We start from the raw sequence: 12,314 nt of genomic DNA, 5'->3' as shown, positions 1-12,314 counted from the left end.
AACATTTCGCCGGCGGCGTCCTGTCGGGACGGACGGATATCCCGGTCTACCCTCGGTTCGGCCGCATTTCGGCGTCAGCCGTTGGCCAGCGCCACCAACCTGTCGTATGGGCCGTTGAAGTAGTCCTGGTCGCCGGGGAAGATGCCGTGGTCGGCGTACTGCCAGAACGTCCAGAAGCCCCACCCGGCCGGCAGTGTGCCTGGCCCGCTGGAGTACCTGGCGATGAACAGCGGATTGGTCGAGCCGAGCCCGCCCCAGTTACCGGTGCACGTTGTCCACCAGTCCAACGTGGTGTATACGGTCGGGTAGCGGCCGGTGCGGGCGACCATCTCGTTGCTGAACGACTGAATCCAGGACCGCATCCCGCTCTGGCTGTAGCCGTAGCAGGTCGAGCCGTACGGGTTGTACTCGATGTCGAGCATGGGCGGCAGTGTCTTGCCGTCCCTTGACCAGCCGCCGCCGTGCGAGACGAAGTAGTCGGCCTGCGTCGCGCCGCCGGACCGGTCGGGCAGCGCGAAGTGATAGGCGCCGCGAATCATGCCCACGTTGTAGGAACCGTTGTACTGCTGGGCGAAGTACCCGTTGATGTAGCCGGTGCCCTCGGTTGCCTTGACATAGGCGAACAATCCGCCGTTCGCCTTGGCCGCGCTCCAGTTCACGTTGCCCTGGTAACCGCTGACGTCCATGCCGTTGAGCAGCGTGTTCGGCGTGATCGCCGAGGGTGCCGCCGAGCCGCCCTCGTGCTTGGCGACCTCGGAACCGGCGTGGTCGAGGCCCGGGTGGGTGATCGGGCCGGGTGTGTAACCGGGCGTCCGGTCGGCGGCGGCGGGGGTTGTCGCCGCGGTCGCGGGCAGGGCGCCGACGACCAGTGCCGCGGCCGCAAGGCCGATCGCGGCGGCGAGCAGCGCACTACGTCTTGCTCGGTTGGACGATCTCATCGCGGAACCTCTCGATCTGGTGGCAGGGAAGGCGATCGCCGCGCGCGAGGATCGCCGCCGCACCAGTTTCCACGGCTGTCAACGGACTAGCCGGACAGTTGGTGTATTTCTCACGTGACGTTCTGTGGAGCAATATTCACTGTTAATCACCGAACGCTCAACTGTCCACTGTGGACTGTCGGTGAGATTCGCCAGTCGGTCCGACGGGGACGCGCCTGCGTGAAAGCGCGCGTAAGCTATCGCAAGTCGTTTGCGATCAGTGTCGTATAGTTGCGGCATGACGCAGCGCAGGCTGGCCGAGGTGGCCGAGAAGGTCGGGGTCAGCGAGGCGACCGTGAGCCGGGTGCTCAACGGCAAGCCCGGCGTGTCCTCGGCGACCCGCGCCGCCGTGCTCACCGCGCTGGACGTGCTCGGCTACGAGCGGCCGACGCAGCTGCGCGGGGAGCGGGCCAGGCTCGTCGGCCTCGTGCTGCCCGAGCTCCAGAACCCCATCTTCCCTGCCTTCGCCGACGTGATCGGCAACGCGCTGGCGCGGCGGGGTTTCACGCCGGTGCTGTGCACCAGGACCGCGGGCGGGGTGTCCGAGGCCGACTACCTGGAACTGCTGCTGGAGCAGCACGTCTCCGGGGTCGTGTTCGCCGGCGGCCTCTACGCGCAGGCCGACGCGCCGCACGAGCACTACCGCGCGCTGACCCGCCGCAACCTGCCCGTCGTGCTGGTCAACGCGGCCATCGACGACCTCGGCTTCCCCGGGGTGTCCTGCGACGACGCGGTGGCCGTCGAGCAGGCGTGCGGCCACCTGCTCGCGCTCGGCCACGAACGGATCGGCGTCGTGCTCGGGCCGGCCGACCACGTGCCGTCCATGCGCAAGCTGGCCGCGCTGCGGGCCTGCCTCGACCGGGCGAGCCTGCCGCTGGCGCCGGACGCGATCGAGCACTCGATGTACTCGCTGGAGGGCGGCCAGGCCGCCGCCGCGCGGCTGGTCCGGCGCGGGATCACCGGCATCGTCTGCGCCAGCGACCCGCTCGCGCTCGGGGCCATCCGCGCGGTGCGCCGGCACGGCCTGAGCGTTCCCGGCGACGTGTCCGTGGTCGGCTACGACGACTCGGCGTTGATGAACTGCACCGACCCGCCGCTGACCACCGTGCGCCAGCCGATCGAGGCGATGGGCCACGCGGCTGTAGAGCTGCTCGCCGGGCAGATCGCGGGCAGTGCCGTCCCGCCGGACGAGCTGCTGTTCGAGCCGGAGCTGGTGGTGCGCGCGTCGACCGCGCCGGCTCCGGGGTACGGCCGCGCGTACGCGCAGGCGGTCAACCGGGCCTGAGTCCTCCGTGGTGACGGGGGCGGGCCGGGCGGCCCGCCCCCGTTCGGCGTGCGCGCGAAATCGGTAGTCAGGATATTGCGAAATATCGTGGACATATTGCGGTCACAAGTTCGGCGGTCCTATGGTGTGCGACACACCCAACGACCCGGGTCCGCCGCCCCGACCGCCGGCACGGATCCCGCACCCGCTCACCTCGACCCGACGGCCACCAGGCCGAAGGGCTGATGGCGCACGCCCGGCGGCACGTCCGCGTTGAGGAGGGTCCACTCTGATGAACAGCTTCAGAGCCCGCACCGCCGTCGCCATCGCCCTGTTAGCCAGCGCGGGCCTGCTGGCCTCGGCTTGCGGCAGCAGCACGCAGAACACCGCACAGGGCGGCAAGGTCACCATCTCGGTCAACGGCCAGCCACCGCAGACGCAGGCGTTCGACCGCAAGGTCTTCGACCAGGACGTCGCCGAGTTCGAGGCGTCCCATCCCGACATCCACATCGAACCGCACGAGGGGTTCATGGACCCCAAGACGTTCTCGGCGAAGTTGGCCGGCGGCCAGCTCGAGGACGTCTTCTACGTCTACTTCACCGACCCGGCCAACCTCATCGCGCGGCACCAGGCGGCCGACATCACCTCCTACCTCAAGGACGTGCCGCACGTCGGCGACCTCCAGCAGCAACTGCGGGACGTGTTCGGCGACGGCAAGGGGCACACCTACGGCCTGCCGACAGCCAACTACTCGATGGGCCTGCTGTACAACAGGACCCTGTTCACCAGGGCAGGCCTCAACCCCGACCAGCCGCCACGCACCTGGGACGACGTGCGCGCCGACGCCAAGAAGATCAGCGCGCTCGGCAACGGGACCGTCGGCTACGCCGACTACAGCAAGAGCAACCAGGGCGGCTGGCACTTCACCGCCTGGATGTACTCCGAGGGCGGCCAGGTCGCGCGCAAGGACGGCGACCAGTGGAAGGCCGACTTCAACAACGACAAGGGCCGCGACGTCGTCAGCCACCTGAACCAGATGCGCTGGGCCGACAACTCCATGGGCGACAAGCAGTTGCTCGAACTCGCCGACGTGCAACAACTGATGGGCGCCGGCCAGCTCGGCATGTACATCGCCGCGCCGGACAACGTGCCGACCCTGGTCAACCAGTTCAAGGGCAACTACACCGACTACGGCCTCGCCTCGCTGCCCGGCGGCGGGGGCACGCTGCTCGGCGGCGAGGGCTACATGCTCAACCCCAAGGCCACCCCCGAGAAGATCAAGGCCGGCCTGACCTGGTTGCAGTGGAAGTACCTCAACCCCGACCGGATCGAGAAGAAGCTCCAGCTCTACCAGGCGGACAAGCAGCCCGTCGGGCTGCCGGTGCCGCCGGTGGCCGACATCTGGACCGGGCCCGTCCGCGACCAACAGGAGCAGCTCAAGGCCAAGTACGCCACGGTGCCGGTGGCCAACTACCAGCCCTACATGGCCACGGCGGCCACGCTGCCCGGCCACATCGAGCCGCCGAACGCCCAGCAGGTCTACGCAGCGCTCGACAACGTCATGCAGGCCGTGCTGACGACCAGGGACGCCAACGTCGACCAGTTGCTCGGTGCCGCGGAGACCACGGTCAACGCCGCGCTGGCACAGGTCAGGTGACCTCGTTCACCGCGGCCAGGATGCGCAGGAGACTCGCCGAGAACCTGACCGCGTACGGGTTCCTCTGCGCCGCGCTGGTGTGTTTCGCGACGTTCTCCTGGTACCCGATCGTGCGTGGCGTGCTGCTGAGCTTCCAACAGGTCGACTTCGTCAACTCGCCGACCTGGGTCGGGCTGGACAACTTCCGCCGCCTGTTCGCCGACCCGCTGTTCGGGGTGGCGTGGCGCAACACCCTGCTGTTCACCGGGCTCGCCCTGGTGCTCGGCTTCGCCGTGCCGTTCCTGGTCGCGGTGGTGCTCAACGAGTTGCGGCACGCGACGGCGTACTTCCGGCTGGTCGTCTACCTGCCCGTGATGCTGCCGCCGGTCGTGGTGGCGCTGCTGTGGAAGTGGTTCTACAACCCGGGTCCCGGCCTGTTCAACACGCTGCTGCACCTGGTCGGGCTGCCGGGACTGAGCTGGCTGGACTCGACGAGCACCTCGATGCTGTCGCTGGTGCTCGTGGCCACCTGGGCGAACATGGGCACAGCCACGCTGATCTACCTGGCCGCGCTGCAAACCGTTCCGCCCGACCTGTACGAGGCGGCCGAGCTGGACGGCGCCGGGGTGTGGCAGCGGCTGCGGCACGTCACCATCCCGCACACCAGGTTCGTCCTGATGATCCTGCTGCTGCTCCAGGTCGTCGCGACGATGCAGGTGTTCACCGAGCCGTACGTGATGACCGGCGGCGGCCCGCAGGACTCGACGGTGACCGTGTTGCTGCTGCTGTACCGCTACGCCTTCGTCTACAACGACTTCGGCACCGCGAGCGCGCTGAGCCTGTTGCTGTTCCTCGTGCTCGGCATCTTCTCCGCCGTCTACTTTCGGCTGACCAGGAGATCAGGATGACCACCAGCGCACGGCGCGCCACGGCGCGGTCGGGGCGACCCGAGCGGCCGGGCCGCACGCTCGTCTCAGCCGCGCAGTGGCGCAGCAGGCGGGGCAGGATCGCCTACCCGGTGATCCTCGCCCTCGCCCTGCTCGCCTTCACCGTCGCGTTCGTCCTGCCGCTGGCCTGGGTGGCGGTCGGCGCGATGAAGTCCCCGCAGGAGCTGGCCACGGTGCCGCCGTCGGTGCTGCCGAGCACCTGGCACCCGGACACCTACGGCACCGCGTGGCAGTACATGGACCTGGCCAAGTACTTCCTCAACACCCTGGTCGTCGCGGTCGGCGCGTGGGCGGTGCAACTCGCCGTGCAGGTGCCGGCGGCGTACGCGCTGTCGGCGCTGCGGCCCAAGCTGGGCAACGTGATCCTCGGCCTGATGGCGGTCACCCTGATGCTGCCGGCGGCCGCGGTGCTGGTGCCGACCTACCTGACGATCACCGACGTGCCGCTCGTGCACGTCAACCTCGTCAACACGCCGAGCGCGATCTGGTTCCCCGCCGCGGCCAACGCGTTCAACATCTATCTGCTCAAGCGGTTCTTCGACCAGCTGCCGGCCGACCTGCTTGAGGCCGCCAGGATCGACGGGGCCGGGCCGGTCAGGACGATGTGGAGCATCGTGCTGCCGCTGTCCCGGCCGATCCTCGCGGTGGTGTCCATCTTCGCGGTCGTCGCCGCGTGGAAGGACTTCATCTGGCCGCTGCTGGTCTTCCCCGATCCGGCCCGCCAGACGCTGAGCGTTGCGCTGCAACGGTTCGCGCCGGACACGCCGATCAACCTGCTGCTCGCCGGCCTGGTGCTGGCCAGCGTGCCCATGGTGGGGGTGTTCCTGGTCTTCCAGCGGCAGATCCTCGCCGGGCTCACCACGGGCGGGGTCAAGGGCTGACCGGACGACATCGCGGCACCCGCACCACTTCCGAGAGGACGCCTCCGTGGCCGACAACAGCCGGACGAGCCCGCCAGCACAGTGGTGGCGCGACGCCGTGATCTACCAGGTGTACCTGCGCAGCTTCGCCGACGGCAACGGCGACGGCGTCGGCGACCTGGCCGGGCTGCGCCAACGCCTGCCGCACCTGGCCGAACTGGGTGTCGACGCGATCTGGCTCAACCCCTGGTATCCGTCGCCGATGGCCGACGCGGGCTACGACGTCGCCGACCACCGGGACATCGAGCCGACCTTCGGCACCCTGGCGGAGGCCGAGAAGTTCGTCGAGGAGGCGCACGCGGCCGGTATCCGGGTCGTCATCGACCTCGTGCCGAACCACAGTTCGACCGAGCACACCTGGTTCGTGGACGCGCTGGCCGGCGGCCCCGGCTGCGCAGCCCGCGAGCTGTTCTGGTTCCGGCCGGGTCGAGGGCCGGGCGGCGAGCTGCCGCCCAACGGCTGGCAGTCCCGGTTCGGCGGGCCGGCCTGGACCAGGGTGACCGAGCGGGACGGCACGCCGGGGGAGTGGTACCTGCACCTGTACAGCCCGCAGCAGCCGGACCTCAACTGGACCAACCCGGCCGTGCGCGCCGAGTTCGAGGACATCCTGCGGTTCTGGCTCGACCGCGACGTGGACGGCTTCCGTATCGACGTGGCCGACGGGCTGGTCAAGGCCGACGGGCTGCCCGAGGTGGCCGCCGAGGGCGGGCCGCTGCCGTACTCCGACCAGGACGGCGTGCACGAGATCTACCGGTCCTGGCGGCGGATCGCCGACGGCTACGGCGGCCGGCGGGTCCTCGTCGGCGAGCTGTGGCTGCCCGACAGCGAACGCTTCGCCCGCTACCTCCGGCCGGACGAGCTGCACTCGGCGTTCAATTTCGACTTCCTGTGCTGCGCCTGGGACTCGGCCGCGCTGCGCGGCGTCATCGACGCGACGCTGGCCGCGCACGCGCCGGTCGGGGCCGCCCCGACCTGGGTGCTGTCCAACCACGACGTGACCCGGCACGTCACCCGCTACGGGCGGGCCGACACGTCCTTCGACTTCGGCAACCGGCAGCACGGCGCGCCGACCGACCGGCCGCTGGGCACCCGGCGCGCCAGGGCCGCGCTGCTGCTGACGATGGCGCTGCCCGGCGGCGCCTACGTGTACCAGGGCGAGGAACTCGGCCTGTGGGAGGTCGAGGACCTGCCGGACGAGCTGCGCCAGGACCCCGTGTGGGTGCGGTCGGGGCACACCGACCGAGGGCGGGACGGCTGCCGGGTGCCGGTGCCGTGGGGCGGCGCCGAGCCGCCGTTCGAGTTCAGCCCGGCCGACGCGACCGCGCCGCCGTGGCTGCCGCAGCCCGCGGACTGGCACGCCAACACCACGTCCGCCCAGGCGGCCGATCCCACGTCCATGCTCGCCCTCTACCGCGCCGCGCTGCGCCTGCGCCGCGCCGAACCGGGCCTCGGCGACGGCGACGGCGAGTTGCGGTGGTCGGCGAGCGCGGCCGACGGCGTACTGGCCTTCGACCGGCCGCCCGGCCTGCGCTGCGTCGTCAACCTCTCGCCAGCACCGATCCCGTTGCCCGCCAACGAAAGCGTGCTGCTGGCCAGCGCCCCGCTCGCCGGCGACCGGCTGCCGCCCGACACCGCCGCCTGGCTCCGCGTCCGCTGACCGACCGCCGAGCCGACCGCCGAGCCGACCGCCGAGCCGCCCGCCGAGCCGCCCGCCGGACCGACCGCTCCGAACCCGGGAGCACGCCCGTCGCGACTGGTCAGGCCGCGGCCTCCAGGTGCGCGCGGATCAGCTCGGCATACCGGCGGCCGCTGGACTTCACCGTCCTGCGCTGACTGCCGTAGTCCACGTGCACCAACCCGAACCGCTTGTCGTAGCCGTAGGCCCACTCGAAGTTGTCCAGCAGCGACCACGCGAAGTACCCGGCCAGCGGGGCGCCCCGCCGCACGGCGCTGGCGCACGCGGCCAGATGCTCCTCGAGGTAGTTGGTCCGGTCCAGGTCCTCGACGCCCGTCCCGTCGGCCGTGTCGTGGTACGCGGAGCCGTTCTCCGTCACCAGGATCCGCCTCGCGCCGTACTCGCGGGTCAGCCGCAGCAACAGGTCCTCGAGGCCGGCGGGGTGCACCTCCCAGCCCATCGCGGTGCGCCGGGTGTCGGCGACCTCGACGGGCCGCGCGTGCGGCAGCGGGCCGGCCGGGTCGTCGGCGACGACCATGCGGAAGTAGTAGTTCAGGCCGAGCCAGTCCAGCGGGGCCGCGATGGTCGCCAGGTCGTTGCCGCGCACCGGCAGGTCGACCCCGTACAGGCGCACCATGTCCTCCGGGTAGCCGCGCCCGTGGATCGGGTCGAGCCACCAGCGGTTGGTGTGCCCGTCGGCGCGGACGGCGGCAGCCACGTCCTCCGGCCGGTCGGACGCGGCCTCGCACGGGCTGAGGTTGTTGACGATGCCGACCGACGGCGTCGCGGCCGCGTTCGCCCTGATGGCCTGCGCGGCCAGTCCGTGCCCGAGGTGCAGGTGGTAGGACGCGCGCACCGCGGCGGTCAGGTCGGTCAGGCCGGGGGCCATCTTTCCTTCGAGGTGGCCGATCCAGGCCGAGCACAGCGGCTCGTTGAGGGTGGCCCAGTCCGTGACCCGGTCGCCGAGCGCGCCGGCCACCACGGCCGCGTAGTCCGCGAACGCCTCGGCGGTCCGCCGCTCCGGCCAGCCGCCCTTGTCCTGGAGCACCTGCGGGAGGTCCCAGTGGTAGAGCGTGGCGAAGGGCCGGATGCCGGCCTCCAACAGGGCGTCGACGAGCCGGTCGTAGAAGGCGAGGCCGGCCGGGTTGACCGCGCCGTCGCCGGTCGGGACGACCCTGGGCCAGGCGATGGAGAACCGGTAGGCGGTCACGCCGAGCTCGCGCATCAGCGCGACGTCCTCCGGCCAGCGATGGTAGTGGTCGCAGGCGATGTCGCCGGTGTCGCCGCCGTCGATCGCCCCTGGCACCTGGCTGAAGGTGTCCCAGATCGACGGCGACCGGCCGTCCTCGGCGACCGCCCCCTCGATCTGGTAGGCGGAGGTGGCCACACCCCACACGAAGTCGGGTCCGAACGCGGCGATCTCGTTCATATGTAGCGAGTCCTCCTGGTGCGGTGGGCGGATGTCGTTGTCGGACAGGGGGTTCACTTGGTCGCGCCGGCGGTCAGGCCGGCGACCAGGTGGCGTTGCAGCAGCAGGAAACCGGCCACCACCGGGACGCTGACCACCAGCGAGGCGGCCATCACCTGGTTCCAGAACACGTCGACCTGGGCCGCGTAGCCGCGCAGGCCGACGGCCAGCGTGCGGGTGTCGTTGGTGGTCAGCACGGAGGCGAACAGGACCTCGCCCCACGCGGTCATGAACGCGTACACCGCGACGGCCACGATGCCGGGCACCGCGGCGGGAATGACCACCCGGAACAGCGCGCCGAGCGGGCCGGCGCCGTCGACCTTCGCGGCCTCGTCAAGGTCGCGCGGGATGCCGTCGAAGTAGCCGACCAGCATCCAGATGGAGAACGGCAGCGAGAAGGTCAGGTAGGTCAGGATCAGCCCGAGCCGACTGCCGGTGAGGATCACGCCCGTGCTGTTGCCGATGCTGACGAAGATGAGGAACAGCGGGAGCAGGAACAGGATGCCGGGAAACATCTGGGTGGACAGCACGGTCACCGAGAACAGCCTGCGGCCGGGGAACCGGTAGCGGCTGATCGCGTACGCGGCGAAGACCGCCACCAGCACCGACAGCACGGTGGCGCTGACCGAGACGACCGCGCTGTTGACGAAGTACCTGGCCAACGGCACCGTCCGCCAGATGTCGAGGTAGGGCCGCAGGGTGAGCCGGGACGGCAGCCAGCGGAACGCGCTCTGCACGTCCTGCAACGGCTTCACCGACGAGGTCACCATGACGTACAGCGGTGTCACGGTGAACAGCGTCAGCAGGGTGAGGCCGATCCGGCGGGTCCACCGGAACGAACGGGAGGACGCGGCGGTGCGCCGGTCAGTCATGGGCCGTCCTTCGTCGCGAGGTGAGGACCAGGTAGCCCGCGGTGACCAGCAGCAGGAACGCCAGCAGCAGCACCGACATCGCCGAGCCGACGCCGAAGTTCCAGGTGACGAACGAACTCTGGTAGATGTGGATCGAGATCAGGTCGGCGTCCGGCGGGGCCGAGGAGCCGAACAGCACGTACGGCGTGTTGAAGTCGTTGAAGGTCCACAGGAACAGCACCAGGACCAACACCTGGTTGACCGGCCGCAGCGAGGGCATGGTGATCCGGCGGATCTGCTGCCAGACCCCGGCGCCGTCCAGCGCCGCCGCCTCGTACAGCTCGCCGGGGATGTTCTGGAGCCCGGCCATCAGCGCCAGGAAGGCGAACGGCCAGGAGCGCCACACCACCACGGTCAGCAGCGCGGCGAAGCTGTTGCCGCCCAACAGCCAGAACGGCCGGTCGGTCGTCAGGTGTAGCTGGTCCACGAGGACGTGGTTCACCAGGCCGTTGTCCCGCTGGAACATGAAGCTCCACGCGATGACCGCCGTGTAGACGGGCAGCGCGTAGGGGACCAGGAACAGCGTCCGCAGCAGCCCCCTGCCCCGGAAGCTGTCCTGCATCAGGATCGCCGCGGACACTCCGAGCAGCCAGGACAGCCCGACGGCCAGCACGGTGAACTGGCAGGTCACCCAGAACGAGTGCAGCAACGCCCTGCCGGCGGGGGCGTTGACGTCCAGCGCGACCCGGTAGTTGTCGAACCCGGCGTCGGGGGCCTGGGACCAGCGGCGGATGAAGAACTGGGTGAGCTGCGTGAAGCTGACAGCGATGCCCGTCACCATCGGCACCAGGTGGATCAGCAACTCCAGCGCGAGCGCCGGCAGCAGCAGGAGATAGGCGAGGCGGTTGCGCCGCAGGCCCGCCAGCAGCCGGCCGCCACGGGGGCGGCGCGGTGCGGGCGGCGCGGCGGCGTGCCGGTGCTCGGGTCGGTGCCCGACGGCGACCATGGCGTCCTCTCGGTTCCGTTGGTCTCGTGGCGGCGACGCGGCCGGGCCGAAAAGCGTCTCAGGGCCATGCACCGAGACACGGCCTAGTGGCCGGGGGCCGGCATCTGTTGCTGCGCCTGGGTGAGCTTGGCCTTGACGGACTCGGTGGTGACGGGCCTGCCGCTGGCCGCGTCCGCGAACAGATCCTTCATCGCCGCGCCGACCAGCGTCTCGAACTGGCTCTCCTGCGGCACCTGCGGCAGCGGGGCCGCGGTGGTCGCCAGCACCTGCTGGAAGGTCTTGATCTCCGGGGTGCTGAACGCGGGGTCGTCGTAGGCGTCCTTCACCGGGGGCAGCGAGCCGTAGGTCTTGTTCAGCGTCGTCTGCTCGGTCTTGTTCGTCATGAACTTGACGAACTTGAGCGCGCCGTCCTTGTTCCTGGTGCCCCCGAAGATGGCGAGGTTGATCCCGGCGACCATCGAGTTGACGTGCTTGCCACCGGTCGGAGCGTTGGCGGGGAACGGGATCGGGGCGACGCCGTAGTCACCGGAACCCATGCCGTTGGCGGTGAGCGAGGTCTTCGCGGCCTGCCACATCAGCATCGCCGCCTTGCGGGTGGCGAAGTCCTTGACGGCCTCGGTTCCGTTGCCGTACTCGGCGTTGCTCGGGTTGACGATCTTGTCCGACGCCATCAGGTCGATGTACTGCTTGACGGCCGCGGTCTGCTGCGGGGAGTCGAAGGTGGCCGCGCCGTTGGCGTCGAAGAGGGAACCGCCCTGCTGCTGGCCGAGGATGAAGGCGTGGTGCGCGTTCTCCGCCGTGCTGGCGCCCTCGACGGCGAGGCCCCACTGCCCGTCGTGGGTGAGCTTCCTGCCGTCGGCGACCAGTTCGTCCCAGGTGGTCGGCGGCGCGCTGATGCCGGCGGCGGCGAACATCTTCGGGTTGTAGTAGAGGCCGTAGCCGAGGGAGTAGAGCGGAACGGCGGTCGGCGGCTTGCCGGCCGCGCCTGCGGCGGCGAGCGGGGCCTGGAGGAACCGGTCCCTGCCGCCGAACTGGTCGAGCACCGCGTCGTCCATGGGCAGCAGCGCACCGGTCGCCTGGAGCGAAGCCGACCAGGTGTTGCCGATGTTGAGGACGTCGGGGCCCTGGCCGGAGGTGGCGGCGGCCAGGATCCGGTTGAGCAGGTCGGACCACGGCACGACCTCGAGGTTGACCTTGATCCCGGTTTCCTGTTGGAAGCGGTCGAGTTCGGGTTGGAGCACCTGTTTGTCGTTGTCCAGGCTGGTGCCCTGGTTGCTGGCCCAGTACGTGAGCGTCGTTGGCGAGCTGGTGCTGTCGGCCGGGCCGCCGCAGGCCGTCATCCCGGCGAGCAGTAGCGCGGTGCTCGCGGCCGTCACGCACAGCCTCGGTGCCCTGGAGCGTGGCCGTCTCATCGTGCCTCCAACGGGGATGGGGGAGTCTGGACGGATGGTGCCGCAAGTCACACCTTATTTCAAGGTATGATTTTTGTCGTGGAACCACAGTCCACCGCAGGCGAGAAGCGCGATGCCTGTGCCGGGTGCGCCGGGCGGCGTTCGAAGCGACAGGGGTG

General features: G+C 70.2%; 10 protein-coding genes. 5 read left to right on the top strand and 5 right to left on the bottom strand.

What is annotated here, in order from left to right:
* Positions 1 to 74: 74 nt before the first annotated feature.
* On the bottom strand, positions 75 to 938 hold the full coding sequence (locus F0L68_RS27785) for a lysozyme (protein ID WP_149852770.1): 864 nt from the start codon (positions 936 to 938) through the stop codon (positions 75 to 77).
* 277 nt (positions 939 to 1,215) lie between these two features.
* Between F0L68_RS27785 and F0L68_RS27780 the strand changes: the two genes are divergently transcribed.
* From F0L68_RS27780 to F0L68_RS27760, 5 genes are all read left to right on the top strand, one after another.
* A complete protein-coding gene (locus F0L68_RS27780; RefSeq protein WP_149852769.1) occupies positions 1,216 to 2,262 on the top strand; it encodes a LacI family DNA-binding transcriptional regulator in 1,047 nt (348 codons plus the stop codon).
* Positions 2,263 to 2,533: 271 nt separating this feature from the next.
* Positions 2,534 to 3,898: an ABC transporter substrate-binding protein gene (locus F0L68_RS27775; RefSeq protein ID WP_149852768.1), complete on the top strand. Its 1,365-nt coding sequence runs from the start codon at positions 2,534 to 2,536 to the stop codon at positions 3,896 to 3,898.
* Positions 3,895 to 4,785, top strand: coding sequence for a carbohydrate ABC transporter permease (locus tag F0L68_RS27770; protein ID WP_223199180.1), 891 nt, complete (start codon positions 3,895 to 3,897; stop codon positions 4,783 to 4,785). The genes F0L68_RS27775 and F0L68_RS27770 overlap by 4 nt, the downstream gene beginning before the upstream one ends.
* A complete protein-coding gene (locus F0L68_RS27765; RefSeq protein ID WP_149852767.1) occupies positions 4,782 to 5,705 on the top strand; it encodes a carbohydrate ABC transporter permease in 924 nt (307 codons plus the stop codon). The genes F0L68_RS27770 and F0L68_RS27765 overlap by 4 nt, the downstream gene beginning before the upstream one ends.
* A gap of 46 nt (positions 5,706 to 5,751) precedes the next feature.
* The gene (locus F0L68_RS27760) at positions 5,752 to 7,401 is read left to right on the top strand and encodes a glycoside hydrolase family 13 protein (protein ID WP_223199179.1); all 1,650 of its coding nucleotides are present in this window, start codon (positions 5,752 to 5,754) and stop codon (positions 7,399 to 7,401) included.
* Between the two features lie 100 nt (positions 7,402 to 7,501).
* Here F0L68_RS27760 and F0L68_RS27755 read toward each other — a convergent pair whose 3' ends face one another.
* The 4 genes from F0L68_RS27755 to F0L68_RS27740 all read right to left on the bottom strand — a co-directional run bounded on the left by F0L68_RS27755 (position 7,502) and on the right by F0L68_RS27740 (position 12,156).
* Positions 7,502 to 8,848, bottom strand: coding sequence for a GH1 family beta-glucosidase (locus F0L68_RS27755; protein ID WP_149852803.1), 1,347 nt, complete (start codon positions 8,846 to 8,848; stop codon positions 7,502 to 7,504).
* 53 nt (positions 8,849 to 8,901) lie between these two features.
* The gene (locus F0L68_RS27750) at positions 8,902 to 9,759 is read right to left on the bottom strand and encodes a carbohydrate ABC transporter permease (protein WP_149852766.1); all 858 of its coding nucleotides are present in this window, start codon (positions 9,757 to 9,759) and stop codon (positions 8,902 to 8,904) included.
* A complete protein-coding gene (locus tag F0L68_RS27745; RefSeq protein WP_149852765.1) occupies positions 9,752 to 10,744 on the bottom strand; it encodes a carbohydrate ABC transporter permease in 993 nt (330 codons plus the stop codon). The genes F0L68_RS27750 and F0L68_RS27745 overlap by 8 nt, the downstream gene beginning before the upstream one ends.
* A gap of 83 nt (positions 10,745 to 10,827) precedes the next feature.
* Positions 10,828 to 12,156, bottom strand: a complete 1,329-nt coding sequence (locus tag F0L68_RS27740) for an ABC transporter substrate-binding protein (protein ID WP_149852764.1) — start codon at positions 12,154 to 12,156, stop codon at positions 10,828 to 10,830.
* Positions 12,157 to 12,314 lie beyond the last annotated feature (158 nt).

The sequence above is a fragment of the Solihabitans fulvus genome (assembly GCF_008386585.1).
GTDB lineage: Bacteria > Actinomycetota > Actinomycetes > Mycobacteriales > Pseudonocardiaceae > Solihabitans > Solihabitans fulvus.
This window is presented reverse-complemented; position numbering and strand designations above follow the sequence as displayed.